Annotated in this window: 12 protein-coding genes; 2 read left to right on the forward strand and 10 right to left on the reverse strand. The window is 37.3% G+C overall.

Annotated elements, in window-relative coordinates:
* Window positions 1-59 precede the first annotated feature (59 nt).
* From K350_RS0111485 to K350_RS0111495, 3 genes are all read right to left on the reverse strand, one after another.
* Complete coding sequence (locus tag K350_RS0111485) at window positions 60-398, reverse strand: cupin domain-containing protein (protein WP_028980046.1); 339 nt, start codon at window positions 396-398, stop codon at window positions 60-62.
* A 160-nt stretch (window positions 399-558) separates the two neighbouring features.
* Window positions 559-1,032, reverse strand: a complete 474-nt coding sequence (locus tag K350_RS31055; protein WP_051313061.1) for a GNAT family N-acetyltransferase — start codon at window positions 1,030-1,032, stop codon at window positions 559-561.
* 49 nt (window positions 1,033-1,081) lie between these two features.
* Window positions 1,082-1,828 (reverse strand): hypothetical protein, encoded by a 747-nt coding sequence (locus tag K350_RS0111495; protein ID WP_028980047.1) that lies wholly within the window; start codon window positions 1,826-1,828, stop codon window positions 1,082-1,084.
* Window positions 1,829-2,141: 313 nt separating this feature from the next.
* Here K350_RS0111495 and K350_RS0111500 point away from each other — a divergent pair, with 313 nt between their 5' ends.
* The gene (locus K350_RS0111500; RefSeq protein ID WP_081670969.1) at window positions 2,142-2,768 is read left to right on the forward strand and encodes a T9SS type A sorting domain-containing protein; all 627 of its coding nucleotides are present in this window, start codon (window positions 2,142-2,144) and stop codon (window positions 2,766-2,768) included.
* A 13-nt stretch (window positions 2,769-2,781) separates the two neighbouring features.
* Window positions 2,782-7,554 carry a hypothetical protein gene (locus tag K350_RS0111505; RefSeq protein WP_028980049.1) on the forward strand — a complete coding sequence of 1,591 codons (4,773 nt, stop codon included), beginning with the start codon at window positions 2,782-2,784 and terminating at the stop codon, window positions 7,552-7,554.
* 129 nt (window positions 7,555-7,683) lie between these two features.
* On the opposite strand, the gene K350_RS28390 is transcribed toward K350_RS0111505, so the two are convergent.
* From K350_RS28390 to K350_RS28410, 7 genes are all read right to left on the reverse strand, one after another.
* Complete coding sequence (locus tag K350_RS28390) at window positions 7,684-9,558, reverse strand: sulfatase family protein (protein WP_051313062.1); 1,875 nt, start codon at window positions 9,556-9,558, stop codon at window positions 7,684-7,686.
* 157 nt (window positions 9,559-9,715) lie between these two features.
* Window positions 9,716-12,025 carry an arylsulfatase gene (locus K350_RS28395; RefSeq protein WP_051313063.1) on the reverse strand — a complete coding sequence of 770 codons (2,310 nt, stop codon included), beginning with the start codon at window positions 12,023-12,025 and terminating at the stop codon, window positions 9,716-9,718.
* A gap of 17 nt (window positions 12,026-12,042) precedes the next feature.
* A complete protein-coding gene (locus K350_RS0111520; protein WP_037575278.1) occupies window positions 12,043-13,896 on the reverse strand; it encodes an arylsulfatase in 1,854 nt (617 codons plus the stop codon).
* Between the two features lie 428 nt (window positions 13,897-14,324).
* Window positions 14,325-14,681 carry a hypothetical protein gene (locus K350_RS0111525; protein WP_028980051.1) on the reverse strand — a complete coding sequence of 119 codons (357 nt, stop codon included), beginning with the start codon at window positions 14,679-14,681 and terminating at the stop codon, window positions 14,325-14,327.
* 233 nt (window positions 14,682-14,914) lie between these two features.
* Window positions 14,915-18,730, reverse strand: coding sequence for a M48 family metallopeptidase (locus K350_RS31060; RefSeq protein ID WP_051313064.1), 3,816 nt, complete (start codon window positions 18,728-18,730; stop codon window positions 14,915-14,917).
* 268 nt (window positions 18,731-18,998) lie between these two features.
* The gene (locus K350_RS31065) at window positions 18,999-21,305 is read right to left on the reverse strand and encodes a PAS domain-containing sensor histidine kinase (RefSeq protein WP_051313065.1); all 2,307 of its coding nucleotides are present in this window, start codon (window positions 21,303-21,305) and stop codon (window positions 18,999-19,001) included.
* A gap of 190 nt (window positions 21,306-21,495) precedes the next feature.
* Entirely contained in the window at window positions 21,496-21,849 is a 354-nt protein-coding gene (locus K350_RS28410) for a hypothetical protein (RefSeq protein WP_037575281.1), read from the reverse strand.
* Between the last annotated feature and the right edge of the window lie 516 nt (window positions 21,850-22,365).

A 22,365-nucleotide genomic window follows, 5' to 3' on the forward strand; every position in this document is an offset into this window, starting at 1 on the left:
ACTCCCAATCATATGCTAGGTTTGATTAATTTACTAACAGTTAGCCATTCTATAACAATTTAGCAATTCACTCTGTCTCCATGTGATTTAGGCTCTGATATAACTAAAAAATGTAAGTCTTCAGAGTTATAATTAGAGATCTTATGTTTACTCAGTTTAGGGACATGAATGCTTTCATGAGCATTTACAACGTAGTTCTTTCCGTCAATTTCAAAAGTTGCTATCCCTGATAAGATAAAAAATAACTGCTGGGAATTATGATGATAATGTAATTGTTCGAAAGTCCCTACTGGCATTCGTTCCTGAATAACACTCAAACTGTCAGACTTTAGAAGATGCCAACCATCACAATCATTTCCCCATTTGTAACTTTCAGAATTTAGGATTGAATTGATCATAATTTTAAATCCGGGTTATTTTTAAATAGCATAGTTTATTATCTGATATTTTATCGAATTGATTCAACAATCAGACTGTTAGAAATAACAGCGACTCCCCGTGCAACGCTATGTCTTCTCCGTGTAATTAAGAATCATATTATTGAAGTCAGGGAAAAATTCATATAGCAATTCTAAGCTTGGGCCCTTTTTCTTCAAATCCATTCCTTTTATAAAATTCAATTGTTCTAGGCCATTCATCCTTGTTAGGTGCACCCACCTCCACCTTCTTCCAGTTCTTTGTTTTAGCGAACCCTAATGCAGCATTTATTAATAGTTTTCCAATACCCTTGCTTCTGATAGTTTCATCAACATACAATTCTGTTATTACCCCGAAATCTCCTCCATTATATATTGCAGTTGCCTGAGCAATTGTTATTATACCAATTGCGTTATTTGTCTTATTATCTATAGCAATGAATCCTGCAAAATTATCTCTGATCAATAATTCTTTACATGTCATTTCTATCTTTGCAGCATCAATGACAAAATTACTTCCACTCCTTTGATTGAAGCCTCTTAATAATTCACAGATTAATTTGGAAAGAACAAGAGAGTCCTTTATTGTAGCTTTAGTTATTGAGAAATTATCCATTTTTTTATCATCATAAATTTCGGAGGAATGAAATAAAATAGGTTAAAATTTAATTATCCTCTTTCTTTTTTTCATTAAACTCAACTTGGCTATAACCTAACAGCTGTCTGATTGAAGCCAGGTGGCCCAAAAGAACTATAGGTACAATAAAGGTTGGCAACCAAATAACCGGGAAATATAATATAGCAATGTTTGGTTGATCAAATGCAAATTTTTGAAAAGGAGAAGGAGTAGCTAAAATGGCATTTACCACAATATTCAACAAAAGTCCCAGACAAATAAAGTTCCAGATTAAAATAGCCTGACGACTCAACTTTCCTTTACTCAAACCAAAGTATGCAACAAATGGGGCAGTAATTCCTGCAATTATATCAAAATTCCTCCCTTCGAAGGTCATTAGTTCAGGTACCGCTCTACTTAGATAAAGCCAGAATAAGACTATCTCAACAGGAATTCTGACAATGTTTATGTAGGTCAAATTTTTAAGTGGCAAACTATCTACAAATTTTCGTCCTGGTTGAGTTGTAAAAAGATATACAATTGTTAAAGCAACGGGCAATATACCCAGAAGAAATATTTTAGGAGGTATTGAATTTGTATCCGAATTATAGATTCCTTTTAAAGCCAAGGTTGCTTGAACAAGCAACCATATTATAAGTCCTGCTAAAATCATCTTTGATTTAGAACTTACACTTTTCCAATTACTGCTTTTGATTGCAAAGATAAAGAGTATCAATGTTCCTAAGGTCGTTAATACAAAAGTAATAGTAACGTAATGGGGCAAATTTTCTAGCATATTTTCTTTATTATATATTTTTCATCAAAAAATAATTACAAAAATATTCCGGTAAGAAGCATATTATACAATCACTCCTCTTACTGATATCACAAGCCAATTTTAGTAATTAAAATATCTGTTTCAGGGTAATAGTAAATAATTTTACTTTTAGAAACAACCCCAACAAACAACTCTGTTCCAAACTCTTACACAATCTAACCACAAAAGAGAACTTCTGCCTGTTTTATATTCCTTTAAACTGATAATTTTAACAACTTTTCAACAAAACTTTGATACGATTGAAAACGTATTTATTAGATTTCAATTGAATATGAGACTAATCTACACGATACCACTTCTTTTACTTCTGGTATCTTTTCAAATGAGGGCACAGACTACATTAAATTTTTCTGTTACTCAAAATCCCAGCATACTTACATTGAATGCCGGGCCAAATAAATCAATCGCCAATGGACAGCAGGCTATACTTGGAGGGTCGCCGAGTGTGAGTGGCGGTACTTCACCTTACACATACAGCTGGTCTCCTTCACTGGGCCTGAACCAGGATAACACATCAAATCCTGCTGCAAGTCCTGTAGTTTCTACAGTTTACACTATGACAGTGACAGACAGTAAAGGATGCAGCAATTCCAAAAGCGTAACAGTTACAGTCAACGGTGTACCTGTTGGAATCTTTAATGGATATGCTTCTTCAATCAAATTATTTCCAAATCCTACAAGTGGCTCCCTGTTTATATCTTCTGACCTCATTCCTGGGAAAGACCTTAAGCTAGAAGTTTTTAACTCGCAGGGTATTCCTGTTTATGAAGATATTCTTTACAGTTCTAATGGAACTCTGGATGCAGATATAGACCTCCCTGAAGATATCAAAGGTCTGGTCATGATCAAACTGTCCAGCAATGATTTGCAGGTAGTTCATAAAATAATGGTTGAATAGTTTGTCTGGGATTATGATAAAGAAATACAAAAGTTCATTCAATATAACTAGTATAATATTAACTCTGTTCCTGCTTTCCTTCACTGGAAACCTAAGAGCCCAGAATACTATAATATATAAAGGAGATTCCATAAAACTATCTCTCGATACCTACAGAGGACAAGTAGTCTGGCAGAAGGCGGCAGAATTTAGTGGTATGCCCGTTACATGGTCTGATATCCCCGGAGCAACTTTCAATAATTATTGGGTAAAACCGACAGAGCACACCTTTTACAGAGCGAAGGTTACAGAAGGCACTTGTAATCCAGTGGTTTACTCTCCTGAAAAGGTTGTATTGATCAGTTCTCAGCCAGGAGTCTCCATAACTGTGACAGCACCTGCAAATATCACACATAGTACCGCGGACATTGCAGCACTCGTGCAGCGTGTAGGCGGAGATGCAAAAGTTACAGCAAGAGGAGTATGCTGGAGCACAAGTATCAATCCCACGATAGAAAACAGCAAGACTATCAACGGCACCGGAACCGGTTCGTTTAATGCTACTCTTACAGGACTTCAGGAAAATACAACATATTATGTAAGAGGATACATTACTGCAGATAACTTATATAGCTACTATGGTGCTGAGCCACCCCTTATTGCTTATTTCACTTTTAAAACACCTTATAGGGTAAAGGTAACAGGAAATATAGTAACTGAAACATCCTTTACCACAGCTACCCTGAAAAGTGACCTTTCGTTCAATGGAACGAGTGTTCCGATTGTTTCAAAGGGTATTGTCTATCGTACTGTTTCTGACTACAGAATTGATAAACGCTATCCGGATCTGACAGACATTAGGACCGTGGATGGTTCAGGAAACGGATCCTTTACAACTAATCTTACTAACCTAAAATCGGGGGGATATTATATATACAGGTCATATGCCACTACAGCTGATGGAGTAACCTACTACAGCGATGGATGGACGTTTAAAACACTTCACCCATTAACAGCAGTGCTATCAGGCTTGGGCCGCCTTGAGAGCAATCGTGCAGACATAGGAATGACTGTTTATGGAACAGGACCTTATTCTGAAAAGGGAATATGCTACGGACTTTCTCCTTCACCAGCCATTGCAGGAGCGCACTCACAGACAGGGATTATTCAATCTTTAAATCCTAACACCAAATATTATGCTCGTGCTTATGTAATCGATTCTAGTGGCACTGTTATATATGGTAATGAAATTCCATTCACAACCCTTCCACTAAATTCTCAACCTCTGACAGTAACAGCCTATGGGGCGACTGTGGAGGCAGGTAATGTCTATACCAATTCTATCATTGAAGGATCAGGAACAGTCACAAACAAAGGAATTTGCTATGATGTACCTGAAGATCAACCGACCATAGTTATAACTACCGACAACAATAAAACTATAGAAGGGCCTGGAAGTGGCGCTTTTTCAAGTGCACTTAAAGGACTTACAAAAGAAGGCACATATTATTATCGAGCCTATGCCACACTTAACAATGGAACTACTGTCTACTCCGGTTACAAATACTTCTTCTTTTACGACTTCATCGATGCTGAGGTGCAGATTAATAAGATTGTTTCTATTCAACATAATGCAGGAGTATTAAGCAGCAAAGCAGAACTTATTGAAGGAACAGGCAGAGGCACAATCAGCGCAAGAGGAATTTGTTACAGCACTGAGCCAAATCCTTCCGTGGGAGATTCAAAAGTCATCACAGCTAACAACAGTGGTGATTTACAGACCACTATTACAGGTTTAAAACCGAACACAACTTATTATGCGAAAGCGTATGTCATAGTCAATGCATATGGAGAAGGATATTCAACATACTACAGCGATGAGCTTTCCTTTACTACATTCCCTTCTCCAGTGGCATCGGTTACTACAGAAACTCCTTCTTCTATCGCTAATACCTCTGTTATTCTGGGTGGTAAAATTATAGTTAGCGATATTGTAACTGAACGCGGAATCTGCTGGAGCTTGTCTCCTTCCCCTTCCATACTAGGTAACAAAGTTGTGGAAGGTGCCGGTGCCGGATCTTTCAATCTTACATTAACAGGACTAACACCTGGCATGAAATATTATGCAAAAGCCTATGCGACTACAAATAGCGGTAGCACGATGTATGGAGATGAGGTTTCATTTACTACCGAAATCAATCCTATAACGATTTTAACCACAACTGTAAGCGGTATTACCTCCAATGGTGCTATGTCAGGAGGCTCAGTTATATTGGAGGGTGGCATGACCGTCAATGAGAGAGGTATCTGTTATGGAACAACAGGAGGCCCTACAATCAGCAACAGTAAAACCAACAATGGTCAGGGTGCGGGTACTTACACAAGTACATTAACCGGTCTTACGGCCAATACAACTTACTATGTAAGAGCATACGCAACAGATCACACAAATAAGACGCATTATGGAGATGAGGTAAGTTTTACTACTCCAGTGGCTGCCGCCTTTCAGGTCACAACTACTCCTATGACTAACATTCAGCTGCTAACTCCTACTTACAGCGGCACTTCAGGAGGATCTGTAAGTGGAACAGGGACCATATCTGCAAAAGGAGTGTGTTGGAATACAGCTGAAAATCCAACAATCGCCAATTCCAAAACTACTAATGGAACAGGATTAAGTGCTTTCAGTAGCATTGTTACAGGACTTAATCCGGGAAGTACATACTATTACCGAGCCTATGCTACCAGCAGCACGGGTACAACAGTTTACGGTGAACAGTATTCTGTGTATTATGCAACTACCATTACAACTGAAATGCCTTATAATATACAAGGTACGACAGCATCATCAGGAGGCAACATTCCTACTCCGGCTTCCGGAACCATTACTGCAAGAGGAGTTTGCTGGAGTATTGCGGAGAATCCAACAATCGTGAATTCAAAGACATCCGATGGAACCGGACCGGGAACATTTTCAAGTTCACTGACCAGCTTAACAGTGAATACTACCTATTATGTAAGGGCATATGCTACATTAAGCACAGGAAGTACCTATTATGGAAATCAACATACTCTTACAACATATCAGGCAGGAACTGTTTCAGTAACTACCCTTGCAGCTTCCAATCTTACTGACATTAGCGCTGAAATAGGCGGAAAAGTTATAGGCCAGGAAAACATTCAGGCGCGGGGCATCTGCTATGGAACCATACAGGATCCTTCTTTAAGCAATAAAGTCATAACTGCCTATACCTGGACAAGTGATTATTTATTTAGTCTAAAAGCCACAGGGTTAACTGAAAACACTCTCTATTATGCCAGGGCTTATGCCACTCTGACTAATGGAACAACAGTATATGGCAATCAGGTTTCCTTTACTACACCAGTAGGTCCTTCCTATACGATCACAACTTCTCCTGTTACCGACATTCAGCCAAATTGGGTGATGGGAGGAGGAACCTATAGCGGGCCAGGAACTATAACGGACAAAGGTGTAGCATTCGGAACCAGCCCTAATCCTGTCGCTTATTCAATTGGATCAGGAACCAGCCAGATGCCATCTGAAACAACTGCTTTTCAAGGGCATCTTGGTCCGTTACAACCGAATACAGTATATTATGCTAGGGCATATATAGCTGCTTCAAGTGGAAAGATCTTTTATGGAAATCAAATCACTTTCACTTCCGGAAATATAGAAGTAAAGACTGCGGGTTCTTCTGTATCAGGAATGTCTGCCAGCTTACATGGGTATATTGCTGTTTATAATGGAGGAGCTATAACAGACAAGGGGATCTGCTGGAGCAGCACAAATACCACCCCAACTACTGCAGACTCGAAATCATCTCAGGGAACTGCTGCCGGGCCATATAGTACCACGATTACAGGGCTTTCTCCAAGCACTGTATATTCCTTTAGAGCCTATGTTATTACAAGCAGTGGCACAACTATATATGGAGAAGTGTTGGGCTTTATCACAAGAGATCATGCAACCATTGTGGTAGAAACCAGAGGTTCTTTTGAGAAAACTACCACCAGCTTATTAATAGGTGGAGAGGTTGTAAATGAAGGTAGTGAAGTAGTCACTACCAGGGGTGTTTGTTATGATGCGACAAACCCAACCCCAACAACATCAGATAGCAAAGTAATCAGTGGTTCCGGCAATGGCGCCTTTGGAGCTTTATTAAGCGGATTGCAGCCGTCTACAAGATACTACTACAGAGCATATGCTGTTACCAATGCCGGTAAGACAGTTTACGGAAGAGTTATTATGGGCTTTACCCTAACATATGATATCATACCTCCTCCTGCACCAGATCCAGAAGAACCAACGCCTCCTAATAATGGAGGTGGAAGTGACGGTGGTGGTGGTTTTACTCCGGGAATCGGGGATCGATATCTGATGTTTGGAAGAGTATTTGGCCCCGCTAAGCAGGATTGCCGTGAAGGAAGTAACTATTTCCAAGATTATAAGGCCTATGGAATATTGTATGTGGAAGGGAAACATACAAAGGCTTCCTATGATCAGGCAAGGGCAAGCCTGGATGCACAGATGAGAGCGAAATATTATGGTGACAAATATACTTACACTGTAGAATCATCCGCTGACTACAATGTTAGTTATAGATATGCAGTAATTATCGAGTATAAAAAGAAAATTTCAGGTTGGGATTGTTATAGTGTCTTCGTAACGATAGGATATGGGAACTCATATGATGAAGCTCTGACTCATGCATTGTCAAGAAAAAACAAGGATACTAACAATGGAAACAAGGCTCCTTATAAAGTGCTTAAACAGCTTCACTGGTAGTATTGAGGAGATAAAATTTTACGCTCTCTCCCCTATCTTTATTTATCTCTAAAAAACATTCATTGAATGATCATAAAAATCAAAAGCGTTTCACATTAACAGTGAAACGCTTTTTTTATCTTTATAAAACTATTTCTTTTCAATATTGGCATCATTCACAACAGCATTCTGTTGCATTCTTATTCTTGCTGCATAATCCCAATCAATCAAAGGATAAACATTGTATTTCTTTGCTTCACTTTCATAGAGCTCTTTCAACTCCTTTAGCTTTTCTGGATATTTTGCGGCCAGATTATTTCGTTCATTAAAATCTTCATTCAGATTATACAACTCCCACACATCTTTCGAAGGATCTGAAACAATCGATTTTCTTTCTCCTTCGAAAAAAGCAAAATCGATATAATCAGGATGATGTGCTGCGGCAGCTTTCCAGCCATCTTTATATATTGCTCTTGAACCCGCTATAGTATAGTATTGCTGAGTATGTTTTGTAGGAGCATTTGGATTTGCAAAAGAAGAATTTAGCTCTTGCCCTTCCAATGGTGCCTGTGCATAATTCTTTACTTTCTCAGGTAAGTTCAGTCCTACCAGTTTAAGTGTAGTAGGATATATATCTGTTATGTGCGCATACTGATTTCTGATTCCTCTTTCTTTGATTCCCTTTGGATAAAAGACAATTAAAGGATTGTGCGTACCACCTTCCGAAAAAGCATCCTGCTTCCAGTATTTAAAAGGTGTGTTGGTCGCCTGTGCCCACCCTAATGGATAGTTGGCTGAAGTGATGACGTCTTTTGTTCCTATTTTATCATACTCGCTTAGAACAAGCTTTCTATATTCATCACGTGTCACTTTATCTTTGCCAAAAGCAACAGTTTTTGTTGTTACACCATATTCAGTTCCTTCTTTACTGGCGCCGTTGTCACCAATTGAAACAAATACTGCGGTATTTTCAAGTTGTCCTGTTTCTTTTAAATAATTCAGCACGCGTCCGATTTCATAATCAGTATACTCCAGGAATCCTGCATATACTTCAAAGAAACGAGCGAATAGCTTACGCTCCTCTTCCGGAAGGTCTTTCCATGCTTTAACCAGGGAGTTACGTTCAGATAGTGTAGCATTCGCAGGTACTGTACCAAGTTTCTTCTGATTAGCTAATACCTTTTCACGATATATATCCCAACCTGCATCGAATTTGCCTTTATATTTATCACTCCATTGCTTGTCTACCTGATGAGGAGCGTGAGTAGCCCCAGGTGCCCAATAAATAAAAAACGGTTTATCAGGTGCTTTGCTTTTTAACCTTGTAATGTAGCTGATAGCTTTGTCTGCAAGCAGTTTATTCAAGTGCGTGCCATCTGGTTTAATGTGTTCATTGTCTTCAACCAAATCAGGTTTATACTGGTCAGTAGCTCCGCCAAGAAAACCGTAGTTATGATCAAATCCCTTTCCAGAAGGCCAACGCGTGAAGGGTCCAGCATCTGTTGTTTCTTCATCTGGTGTTAAGTGCCACTTGCCTAATTGAAAAGTAGCATAACCGTTTTCATTCAACACTTCCGCAATAGTGGCCTTTTCGCTAGGTATCTTACCATCATATCCAGGATAATCAGCCCTTACTGAATTACTAGGAAATAATCCCATGTGAGCAGAATGGGAGTTTCTACCTGTTAATAGAGCGGCACGTGTGGGCGAACAAATACCGGTTGTATGGAAATTGGTATATCTAAGGCCATTATTAGCAAGACTATCAAGGTTTGGAGTATTGACTAATCCTCCGAAAACACTAGCAGCTCCATATCCGACATCGTCTATTAAGATCCAAATGACATTGGGTGCACCAGCAGGTGCTTTCTTCCCCCCGTATATAGTCTTATAAGCAGGTTGTGACTCCTGCCATGAAATGGAAACTTTACCTTCACCTATTTTTTCTTCCTGTGCAAATGAAGGCGACAAAGCTGCCGCTGACAGGAATAAGGCAGTTGATAATAGTTGTATCTTTTGCATCATTTAATATATTTAGTAAACTATTGAGTGATTGATTTTTAATCAACAGTAGAATTACATTGATTTCTTTCGGATGGTTGAAAGCTACTGCTTGATTTGATAAATGTCATAGAAAAATAAAAGCGTTTCATATCAGAAACGCTTTTATTCAATAGATAAATTATTTTGCTGGCTCTTCTGCTAGCTTAGGAGTTTCAATTAATTCAAGCACAACTTCGTTTAACTTTCCGCTAAATGCGAATGGAGCTTTATAAGCAGGAGTAACCGTTGTTCCCAGATCTCTTCCTACTTCCAGTCCATCATAGCCGCTACTTGCATTACTTATCTTTCCAAGATTTTTTGAACCTACTTCTTGACCATTGATAAATAAAGAGACTGCTTTATTCTTTCCATCATTGCTATAAGAAACCTCTGCCTTTAAAGATACTTTTCCTGCAGGAATTTCTTTCTCAGATTTGACTTCGATCAACTTTCCATCAGCATTGTAAGCAAAGGCCAGTTTTTTATCTTTAACATAAAAACTTATTCCTGACAATACATTTCCAAAAGAGAACAATACTCCTTGAGTAGCAGGAGTTACTTCAGCACTGGCAGTTATAGAATATGAGTCATTATAGAACTTTGGCGCTGCACTTCTGGACAAGAAGTTATCTTTGTAAAGAACTACTTTTTTAGAATTGCCAAAAGCAGTTTGGTTCTTCACAGCCCAATCATCTTTTAACGGATACACATTGTACTTCCATGCTTCTGCTTCAAAAGCTTCTGCAAGTTCTTTCACCTTTTCAGGGTATTTAGCTGCAAGATCATTCTGCTCATTGAAATCTTCGCGTACATTATACAAATACCATCTCTCTTCAGATGCAGGAATTCTTTTTGTGCGGTCATGTGGGAATGAAGCCTTCCAACCATCTTTATAAAGACTATGAGAGCCTGTCATTTCCTGATATTGAATGTTATGTCTTTCTGCGACACTTTTATTTGCAGGGTCGATGGTATAGCCAAGACTTGTACCTTCGATTGGTTCCTGAGGATAACCATTAATGACTGTCGGTACTTTTACTCCGGCAAGTTCAATTGTAGTAGGGAGAATATCGTTTACATAAGAATATTGATTACGAATACCACCTTTATCTTTAATCTTTTTAGGATAAAAGAGAATTAAAGGATCATGAGTACCGCCTTCAAAGTTTCCATAACTCTTATAAAAACGGAATGGTGTGTTCGTTGCTGCCGCCCATCCATCAGGCCATAGAGCCGAAGAACTTTCAGTACCCAGTTTGTCCAGGTTTTTCACTTCCTGAGCCAATACCTGTTCTCGAGTATCATCAGGGCTTGTAGTGATAAACTTTCCAAATTCTTTTGCACCACCTTCTGCCCCATTGTCACCAATAAGTAAAGCTATAAGTGTGTTATCAAGCTGACCAAGTTTCTCGACATAGTCAATGATTCGACCGATCTCGTGATCTGTCTGGGAAAGGAAGCCTGCATATACTTCCATATGACGCAGGTAAACTTTTTTCTCATCTTCGGATAATTTATCCCATGACTTTACACCTGGGTTTGCCGGAGGCAATGTAGTACCTGCTGGAACAACACCTTTTGCTATTTGATTCTTTAATACAGTTTCTCTGTATTTATCCCAACCAGCATCAAACTTTCCTTTATATTTGTCAATCCATTCTTTGGAAACCTGATGAGGAGCATGAACCGCACCCGGAGCAAAGTAAAGGAAGAATGGCTTATCAGGAGCTGCTGCTTTCTGGCCAGCAATAAAATTAATGGCTTCATTGGCAAACAATTCGTTTACATGTCTTCCCTTTGAATCTTCCGGTTCCCTTTGTGTATCACGGTAAAGGATTGGATGCCACTGATCTCCGGCTCCTGTTTCAGGAGGAAAACCATAGAAGTGATCAAAGCCTCGACCTGTAGGCCAGCGATTGAACGGACCTGCCTGAGTAGCATCAGATGGATGGGTTAAATGGTATTTACCAACAGCAAATGTATTGTATCCGTTTTCACGAAGTATTTCTGCTGCAGTTGCTTTTTCGAAAGGTAAGTATCCGTCATAGCCTGGAGTATCATATGAGGTACTTGCGAAAAACCCAAAGTGTGCTGAATGGGTATTTCTTCCTGTTAGCAATGCAGCTCTTGTCGGAGCGCAGTAAGCCGCAGTGTGGAAGTTTGTATAGCGCAATCCCTGATTGGCCAGACGATCGAAATTAGGAGTTTCGATTAAACCACCAAATGCAGTAGAAGCTCCATATCCAATATCATCAATAAGTATCCATATAATATTAGGAGCGCCCTCAGGAGCTTTTGATTGGGTTTGTGGCCTGGACTCCTTAGTTTCCGAAAGTGTTTTTCCTATCTTCCCTTGAAACGGTTGTGTTGGACTGTGCTGTGCATTGGCATAAAATCCAAGTGTCAACAAACCTGCTGATGCAAGTATTTTAAATTTATTTGGTTTCATTATATAGTTTGGTTGTTTTATTTTTTCTGTTCTGCTGTAGTTTTGATGTTTTGCTTGATATAATACTCAATATCAATCAGAGGATAGATATTATATTTCGCAGCTTCCTGATCATACAGGGCCTTCAGCTCTTTTAACTTTTCAGGAAATTTCTTTGCTAAATCATTACGCTCGTTGAAGTCCTCGTTCAGATTATATAATTCCCAAACATCATTTTCTACATTGTTTACATAAACAGGTTTGGTTTCTCCCAGATATGAAGCAAGATCCAATGGATTAGGATGATGTGCCGCAGAGGCTTTCCAGCCATCTTTTACTATTGCTCTGTTTCCGAATATTGTATAGTACTGTTGCGTATGTGTGCTCGGAGCATTCTTGTCTTTAATAGCATAAGCCAAGCTGTTCCCATGTAAAGGCTTCTGAGCAACATTCTTAATTTTCTCCGGCTGTTGAACCCCTGATAGCTCAAGAATAGTTGGATAGATATCAATCACATGCCCGTATTGATTACGGATTCCACCTTTTTCACTAATAGCTTTAGGATAAGAGAAGATCAAAGGATTGTGTGTACCCCCTTCAGCATTCGCATCTTGTTTCCATAATTTAAATGGTGTATTAGTCGCTTGAGCCCATCCTAAAGGATAGTTAGCAGAAGAGATCACTTCTTTACCACCAATTTTATCGTATTCGCTTTGGATAAACTTTTTGTAATCTTCACGGGTCAAAGCATTGGTCACGCCTGAAGTTACATTAGGGTTTTGAGTGGTTACTCCATATTCCGTTCCTTCTTTACTTGCCCCATTATCTCCCACGATGACAAAGAAAGCAGTGTTATCAAACTGTCCGGTAGTTTTCAAATGTGAAATTAAGCGACCGATTTCATAGTCTGTGTATTCAAGGAAACCTGCATAAACTTCCATGAATCTGGCATTCACCTTTTTTTCTTCAGGTGAAAGATCTTTCCATGCATGTAGGAAATTGTTTCTATCAGGTAATTTAGCATTGGCTGGAATTACGCCTAACTTCTTCTGATTGGCGAAAACAGTTTCTCTATAAGCATCCCAACCTGTATCAAATTTCCCTTTGTATTTATCACTCCATTCCTTAGCTACCTGATGTGGTGCATGAGCCGCTCCTGTTGCGTAATACAGGAAGAATGGTTTATTAGGAGCTAAAGCTTTTTGTTTCGTGATGTAATTGATGGATTTATCAGTAAGCAATTTATTTAAATGACTTCCATCGGTCTTCACATGCTGGTTATCTTCTACAAGATCTAATTTATATTGGTCAGTTGCTCCACCAAGAAAACTCAAATTATGATCAAAGCCCTTACCAGATGGCCATCTCAGAAAAGGTCCAAGATCAGAATATTCAGAGCCTGGTGTTAAGTGCCATTTGCCAACCTGATAAGTACTATATCCATTTGCCTGCAAAACTTCTGCTACAGTTCCATTCTCAGGTTGAATATATCCGTTATAGCCTGGGAAATCAGCATAAATAAATGGAGGTGGAAATAATCCCATACCTACAGAATGATGATTACGGCCTGTTAGTAAGGCAGCACGTGTGGGCGAACAGATTCCTGTAGTATGAAAATTTGTATATCGAAGACCATTGTTAGCCAATGTATCCAGGTTGGGAGTGTTGATCAGCCCTCCGAAAGTACTGATAGCTCCATAACCCACATCATCTAAAAGGATCAGAACAACATTAGGGGCCCCCTCTGGTGCAGCCTTGTTAAACTCAAGTTTATACGGTAAAGACTCGGAAGCATTCTTGGCAACCTTGCCCTTCCACTCCTGTGTCTGTTGCCCTTGGGAAGTAAGCGTCCCAAGCATAAGCATGGAAGAAAGTAGTATTTGTTTTTTCATAGTGATTAAAATGAAGGTTAATTTATACTATCCCTATTGACTACATAGAGATATAATCCTTATAAAAGCCCTTCAAAAGTTTAAAGGGCTAATTACATTCTAATTATAATATATTTAACAAGTGTATCATTAATGCGGCAAGCTTAATATAATATGCTTGTTTACTATAAATACACTATAATTCATTGTCCATAAAAGGAAATGAAATTACAGTCTTAGCATTCATTGATATGCTAAGTATTCTTATTGGTCTTTTAAAACCTTATATAAATGAATAGAATATGAAAGGCAGTTGGTGGCTGAACGGCCTGGTGGTGAGCAAACATACCAAAAAGCAGGATATAAAAAAATAGATAAACGAATAACACCCTGATGAACACTAAACTGTTCTGAATTCATACCTAAGATTCCGGAAAGTATACCACTAATTAATTAGAATGGCTACATTTCTTTAAATACTTGTGAAATGTATTAATCAACTTCCAGATTAAAACTCCGACTCCAATTGTTGGAAGAATTAATCCCCAAATGCTCATCTTGATAAAGAATAATTCGTTATCAAGATCCAAGGACTTCTTCCGTCCTTCCTTGTCAATATAGTAGTCCTCTGCTGTCAGCCTAGTCCAGATACCAGTCACGATAAAGATTAATCCCACATAAACTTCTGTTGGTGCATTTGCCATTCCAAATATTTCAATAAATATTCGATTCAAAATGGCAATAGATACTAGGGTTAATATAAAATACAGGAATATCAATATTCCTTTTCCTTTCCCAATAATCACATTTTATATTTTTATTTCCTTAAAAAGACTGAAGTCAATGTTTATTAAATTCAGATAACACTTCACCGCTTATCTTTGATCAATTAAGCTTTCAAGCCAGTTTCAATACCACATTTGACCAAATAATATAAAGAAAAAGTGCAGTGTTTAAAGAGCTGCACCTTATCTTATCATCATTAATATTAGAAATATCTCCTTATCTTTCTTGAAGGCATTCGTTATAAACTATCCTTCTAATAAACAAAATAAGGCCTTTCTGTAATAAATAACATCTTGTCAGCTTTTTCCTTCCAGCTTTTAGGTGATTTATCACCCAAATAAACTGCACCTAAAACATAGGCATGTCCTTTCATTTGAATAGATAACCCTTTGATTATTTCTTCTGAATTCTCAGGAGTAGCTCCACTTTGAAGCGATTTCACAAATGCGTCAAACTTTGCAAAATCAGATCGTGAGTATGTGCGCAGAATAGACATATAAGGATTAATATCTTTTCCTTTTCTTGCTAATAATCCAATACTCGGAGTTATGCTATTCATGTTTAAGCCTTCTTCTGGAGTTAAATTCAGAAACTCTTGAACAATGTCTTCGGAAGCCCCGTCTGATGCAGCTACCAGCCTTAGAGCAAAAGATCGATTATCTCCGCTTCTGCCTGATACTTTCAATGCTTCATTGAGATTACCTTTAGCCAAATTAATATAAATTAAAGATACAGAGTCTGTCAATGTTCCTGACTCCAACTGGTCTAAATAATTCAGGTAATCAGAATTCCATGTATTCTCACCCCGCTTATTATGATTCAGCTTGTGTATTCGCGCAATATCCACGCAAACATTATTTAGGGAGGGCTCTTTTTCTATCGCATTTCTCAAGGCCTTTTCTGCAAGCGACCAATTCTCCTGACTTGTCAAAGCATATCCCCCTGCCAAAGAAAGCCATGCATTGTCAGGCCATTTCTGATAACCATTTATAAATGCTTTGTCTTGTTCAGGCCCATCTTGCATGCAGCGTATTGCCAGGTAATACAGATCTGCATTTTCAGGATTTTTCTTATACCTTTCCTCACAGTCACGACAAACCTTTTTAGCCTGAACCTCAGACACTACATCCTGCATGCTTCTGAGAGTGATTACTTCATTTTTGTTTCTCTTTAATCTGGAAGCAAGTAAGGTATCACCATCTTTCATATTAGAAACTAAAGACAACCAAGTGACAATATTCTGAGATTTACTATCGTCCCAGAGTATATGATTTCTGATCAGATTTAAGCTATCTATTCTGTCTTTAGCTAAAGCCAATACTGTTGAAGGATTTACAGTTGCCATTAGTATCGATTTTGTGGCAATAGATCCTTTCATTTCAATAGATTCCGGAGCCTCTTTAAACAAATAATCTGCATCGGACTTGAACCACCTTGGGGCTCCTATTATGTGTTGTTGAGGTCCATTATGAGGAACAAGTGCATTGTTCGTCGTGTAGTAGATAGTCCATTCCTGCATCCCTGCTGCAGACGCAATATTGTATACAAAGGTCCCTCTCTCACTATCGAGTTCTTGCTCGAATTTTTCAATCAGAGTACCGTCCTCTTTTCTTGATTCTATTGTAAATGTACCATCCACTGATATAGTAACTGTTTTATTGGACATTGGCTCCAACCTTATACTTTCATCTGCAATGTTTACTGATACTGGTGTTGATAAGCCGTTGTATATGATCAGATCAGTGTCGGTCACAGAATTTCCTGCAAAAAATGCTATACCTATAATGGATGCTGCAACTGAAAATCTGGCTATAGTAGGTAACAACCCATCGGCAGAATAAAATTTATCCCACAAATTCAGTTTAAGCTCTACTTTACTTTCATTGCCATTCAATAGAGAAGGATATTCATAAGATATACTGGAAACAGAAGGAGCAGCGCCAGGGTTGATAGATGTCTTATAAGCCAGAGTAAGCTTTTCTTCAGCATCAATCAGTTCTTCCAATGCTGCATCTTTCAGCTTTTCCAGACTGTTAATTGCAAGATTAATCCAACTATCTACCACACCTATCCAGCCATTGATATTTTCATTATTAGCATACCCTAATTTAAATTCTTCAAGTAAAGATGACCAGCTTTCTACGTTCATTCTTGCAAGTACCAAAGCTCCGGGATTTACGCTTGATGTGTTATTATAAACTACTTCAAGGGATTTGGTTATATTCCTGGCATCGCTCAATAATCTGTTCATTTCCGAAGATGAAACATTTCCATCTGCAAGAATTACTCTGAGAGTGTTGTTAAATACTCTTTTGTAATCCGCTATGATTGCAATGGAATGTTCTGCATAATGTATGAGATTTATAAGTCCCTTCAAATAGCCCCCCCACGAGCTGTCAAAACTTTCACCTATGTTAAAATGTAGTGATCTTAGTTTCTGATTGTATTTCAGAAATTTTTGTTGCTGATTTTTAACTTCTTTTTTTAGATGGGAAATTAATTCCGGAAGATCTTTTCTTTTTATCTCTTTGCCTTCATGCAATATTACACCTCCGGGAGCATCATATACTTTATCATATAATGCCTGAAGCATTACTATTTCTTCGTTTCTGCTTTCAAACAACTCAAGTTCCTGCTTTAATGACTCAGGATACAAGTCTTTCAGAAGTTCACCAATCTCTTCATTTTTATATTGATTAGAATAAAGCTCATCAACCTTTTCAACGTCCCTTGTAAGCGGACATTTCAGATAATACCCTCTGTATTTAGGATTATAGAAAACCTTATCATATCTTTTATCAATCTCCCCAATGGCTTGCTCATTGCTAATTTCTACTATTTGTTTATCTTTAATAACAATATTTTTGTAAAGATGCTTGGTCATCTTCTGCTTAAGCTCTTCAGCATCTTTAAATAATATCCAGGAGCTGCGTTCATCTTTAGGAGCATCAATATAAATTCGTTTAGCATTTTCCTCCCTTTCAAAACCTGAAGGGTGCGTAGACCACATTTTAGGTGGACTCGCAAGATGTTTCTTGAAAATCCTCTGAGAGGAAGAATTTTCGATTACCGGTGGATTTCCATACTCTGGTTTATCGATAATGATACCAATCTTTTTTATGAAATATTTCTGAAGGTTAAATACATCTGAAACGGCCTTTCCTTCATACAAGGCATCTACACCATATTGAACCGACTGATCCCATGCGTTATCAGCAGCTTCAAGTTTGTATAAACCATTTACAATTGCATCACTCCCTGTTAATGATACGGCAAGCAGATCTGCGTTAAATTCCATTTCTCTGGAAAGTGCTCTTTCAGCTAATATCACAATAGTGAACAAAGTATCCATCAAAGATCTTATCGCCCATACAAAGATACTTAAGAGCCATCCTATCCATGCTATTCTGAGGTCTACACTTGAAATTCCTTTAATCAATTTATCAAACCAATCTCTGGCTCCAACTATGTGAGAAGCTATCTGCCTGGATATATAAACCCACCTGCCCACGGCCATTGTCTTTTGGGCAAAATGTCCGAACTCATGTGCCAGTACGGCTTTAAATTCATTGAGAGTAAGCGAATTCACAAGTCCTAAACCTATTTCAAGATTTTTTTTGGTTGGAAATACAAGATTGATAACTGAAAGATCATAAAAAACCGAAGCATTTACTCTTGGCGATAAATATACACGATGGGGCCTGGGAGCTCCTGCATTATCGGCTACCTCATTAATAAATTTAAATAGCTCAGGTTCCTGCTTTGCTGTTATTTCAAAATCATCTCCTTTATCAAATCTTTTAATAAAAAATAAGGCTTTGGTTAAAAAGAGTGCAAGAAATGCCATAACCACTCCTACAATTAAATTCAGGAAGGGATTACTTCCTGTGCCAACATTCATGAAAGACTTTACTGAAGTAGATGCAAAAAAGTAAATAAGCCAAAAATAAAGCAATACAAATACGCATAAACCTCCTAGCGCCAGCCATGCATGAAGCTTATACTTAGAAGTCGGTTTGGTGAGATTCTCAGGCACAAACTCCGGGCCTTTAGGATAAAGTATTTCCATGATGATATTTATGAATTGACGAAAGATTCTATTGTAATGGATCAAAGACCATTGTAAAAATAAATCATACTTTTAATATTCTTTACTAACTAAATTAATAAAAAAATACGAGAAATAGCACTTCGGGTTTTGTAATTTATTAACATTGGGAAGGTTATAATTAATTTTAAAATTCCCCCTTAATAAAAATTCAACTTCTTCAAAACCTCATAATTTGTTAGTTAAATTTCTTCTAAAAATCAAAAAATGGGAATCCAGAATTTGAATACTAGAAAAAAATCCTGAAAGTGGAGCCTTTGTCTAATTCACTTTCCACCTCTATATGCCCACCTATGTTTTCAATCATTTTTTTCACAATATAAAGTCCCACTCCTGTCCCCTCCACATGAGTATGCAAGCGTTTGAACATTTGAAATAATTTACCTTGTTGCCTTTTATCCAACCCCAGACCATTATCTGTAACAGAAAGCATTATTCTACCTTCTTCCAATCGTTCCGTGTTTATTTTAATTACAGGATCTCGTTCACTTCTATATTTAATGGCATTGCTCAAGAGATTGTATATAATACTTCGTAAATTCTTTTTAGAAAAATGAATTGAAGCGATCTGAATATCTTCTATAAAAGTGACTTTATCCTTTTTTATCTGCTCTCTGTAATCCTGCTTAAAATCATCAATAATTGTCTTAAATGAAATATCTTCTGCAGCATCATTCACACCTCTTTGAATCCTGCTAATTTCCGTTAATTCTTCTATAGTAATTTTCAACCTTTCAATTGAAGTTTTTATCATCTCAATAAGAGACTGCTGTTCTTCTGATTTACTTCTTTTTCCCCCTTCAAAAATAATATCCACCAAGGCTTCCATATTAATGATAGGCGCTTTCAGATCGTGAGAGGCAGTATAAATGAAATTATCAAGATCATTGTTAATTCTTAATAATTCAAAATTTTTCTTTTCAAGTTTTTTTTCGTTTTCAATTCTTTCGGTAAGATCTATTCCCATGATGACCACTCCCCTTACTTTATTGTCAAATATATCTGGAATAAAATTGAGGCTGATAGTCTTTGATAACTTGCTTTTTAACTCTAATCTTATTTCAGCAGAAGTTTCATTTCCGGATAACGATCCGTTCAACAATTCATGAAATATGTTATAAGTTTCTTTATCCATCCCATCCTGAATCGCTTTACCTTCTATGTTATCCGAAACATTCCTGATCTTCTTAAAATTCTCATTGGCAAACTGACATATGTTATCCTTATTGATGTATGCTATCATTGCAGGAATTGCATTAGTAATAAGACTCAACTGGCTTTCTCTTTTTTTCAACTCGTTGGTCCTTTCCTTTACTTTTTCCTCCAGATTCTGGTTCGCTGCTTTTAATTCATCCTGAATATCTTTAAGCTCTGTAATATCTCTTGAAATCGCCAGAATATGCGTCACATTTCCTTCGGCATCTCTTTGAAAAGGTATTTCTCTTGATGCTGTCCAATTCCACTTCCCGGTATTCGGGTCTTTTACACTAAACTCAAATGTGGTAATTTCATCATCTTTTAATTTTTTATATTTTTCGTATCTGGCTTTTATTGCTGCATTTTCATCCGGATGCAAAATACCCCACTCAGTAAGCATATCAGCGGTGACACCCAAATATTTTTCTGGTTCTCGATTGATATAAACAACTGCCCCAGAATCCAAATCAACTATAAAAATGGAATCAGGTGTGGTCTCTGCAACCTTCTGATTGAATAACTGGCTCTCCTTTAATTCTTCCTCAACCTTCTTTCTATCTGTGATGTCAATCACGATTCCTATGATCTGACATACATTTCCTTTTTTATCTCTTCTGAAAACCTTTTCCCTTGAATAAAACCATTTATACCCTCCATTTACATCCTTTATTCTGTAGTCCAGCGACCTTACTTCATCATCTTCTGCATTTTTAAATCCATTAAAATAGTCTTCTATCATCTGAACATCGTCCGGATGTATTAACTCCGATATAATCGAATTTCCCATACTTTTCAAATCGTCAGAGCTATAGCCAAGGGATTCGTTCAATTCTTTGTTTGAATAGATATTCTTTTTTTCATTTATATCATATACGTACAATTTATTAGGACTTGCTGCAGCCAGATTTTGTATAAAGTACTTGTGTTTCTCCAAATCTTTCACGTGATCATTCAGTTGAGCTTTTAAACCACGAAATGAAAGGCTATCTATGATGATTAGAATTTTTGGAGCAAGCACAAATAAAGCATAAATCACCCCTAATGATGCTATTGACGTGATGGCTCTGACAACAACTTCAAGCTTATGATTTGGTTTCCAAATAGTTAAAAAATCAATAAGGTGACTAATGCCGGTCCCTGTAATAAAAAGAAAGGTGAGCAGGACCCACCAGAATCGCCTGAAGTCTTTTCTCTTCCATATAATATATCCTATAATGAAAGAGATAATAAAAAAAACAAGGGAAGTAATAGCATCAAAGATAACATTCGTCCACATGGCGTCAAATTTCCCTAGAATAAACTGAGCAATCTTCCCAAAAAGCAAACTTAGTAAGATCATTAACGATTTGGTATAATACAAAAAACATCGTACCAACCTAATTGTTAGGAAAATACACTTTCGATGGTCGAATATTTTATTTAAAACAAAATTGTCTGGTCATATATTAAAATGCCCTCCAAGCCTTCTATCCTGGGGGGCACTTGATATTAATCTTAAATTTTGTGCAAACCGTTGTTTATTTACCCTATTAGGAGTGAGCTACAGGCTGGCTTACAGGATTACTATTTGCAGATTGCATTGAATTTAATACTTCCTGGGTTACATCTTTTCCACCTGTAATATTCGTAAATAAAGCACCTATGCTATATATAGGTCCCCAGGGTATTCCCCACCATCCAAAAAAAAGTGTTAGTAATGTAAAACCAATTCCATGTTTCAAAGTCGACTCACCAGCCCTGATAAAATATATATCACTTGAGCGTCTAAAAGTCATTACAACAATCGAAATGCAATATTGAAATACAACGAATTTTGCTCCATTGCTTAATTCTCTTTCAATATCACTGCCAGAAAGTCCTTGAATGTTTTTAATGTTGGCCATATTTATTTTATTTTAAAAAGTTACTTGCAAAGATTAAAATTTTAAAAAACTAGAGTTTTGTTCATACTATTGAGTATACTTAAAATACCTTGAATAGGTTAGGAATTTCCCACATATAGCCCTTTTAATAGATCAGACCTCAAATCAAAAATCCTTTTGATCATGTAACATTATATTTACCATGCTTATTCTAATGATAAAAATAAACTAATTAAAAAACTTTATCCGCTCCTGAAATTGCGATTGAGAATCTTAAAATTATATGACAAAATAATAAATAATGTATAAATGCAAAAATCTTCATATGAAAATACTAATTAGGATTTAAATCGGAATGAGAACCTCTTTGAAATCTTTCTTACTTTTATATGAAGATTTAAGAAAAACCTACGGAATAAAACTTATTTTAACTAGCTTAACAAGGGCATATATTCTACAAAAGTGTATTCATTGGGATACAAGCGATAAAGACTGTCTTTTAATTATTTTTCCCTTGCAGTATTTCCAAGCTTTAAC

Source organism: Sporocytophaga myxococcoides DSM 11118 (genome assembly GCF_000426725.1).
GTDB lineage: Bacteria > Bacteroidota > Bacteroidia > Cytophagales > Cytophagaceae > Sporocytophaga > Sporocytophaga myxococcoides.

Coding starts and splice junctions, on each gene's coding strand:
- K350_RS28410 (WP_037575281.1), bottom strand. CDS start 21,849: ATGGCCAACATTAAAAACATTCAAGGACTTTCTGGCAGTGATATTGAA.
- K350_RS31060 (WP_051313064.1), bottom strand. CDS start 18,730: ATGGAAATACTTTATCCTAAAGGCCCGGAGTTTGTGCCTGAGAATCTC.
- K350_RS31055 (WP_051313061.1), bottom strand. CDS start 1,032: ATGGATAATTTCTCAATAACTAAAGCTACAATAAAGGACTCTCTTGTT.
- K350_RS28395 (WP_051313063.1), bottom strand. CDS start 12,025: ATGAAACCAAATAAATTTAAAATACTTGCATCAGCAGGTTTGTTGACA.
- K350_RS0111500 (WP_081670969.1), top strand. CDS start 2,142: ATGAGACTAATCTACACGATACCACTTCTTTTACTTCTGGTATCTTTT.
- K350_RS28390 (WP_051313062.1), bottom strand. CDS start 9,558: ATGATGCAAAAGATACAACTATTATCAACTGCCTTATTCCTGTCAGCG.
- K350_RS0111520 (WP_037575278.1), bottom strand. CDS start 13,896: ATGAAAAAACAAATACTACTTTCTTCCATGCTTATGCTTGGGACGCTT.
- K350_RS31065 (WP_051313065.1), bottom strand. CDS start 21,305: ATGATCTTACTAAGTTTGCTTTTTGGGAAGATTGCTCAGTTTATTCTA.
- K350_RS0111505 (WP_028980049.1), top strand. CDS start 2,782: ATGATAAAGAAATACAAAAGTTCATTCAATATAACTAGTATAATATTA.
- K350_RS0111485 (WP_028980046.1), bottom strand. CDS start 398: ATGATCAATTCAATCCTAAATTCTGAAAGTTACAAATGGGGAAATGAT.
- K350_RS0111495 (WP_028980047.1), bottom strand. CDS start 1,828: ATGCTAGAAAATTTGCCCCATTACGTTACTATTACTTTTGTATTAACG.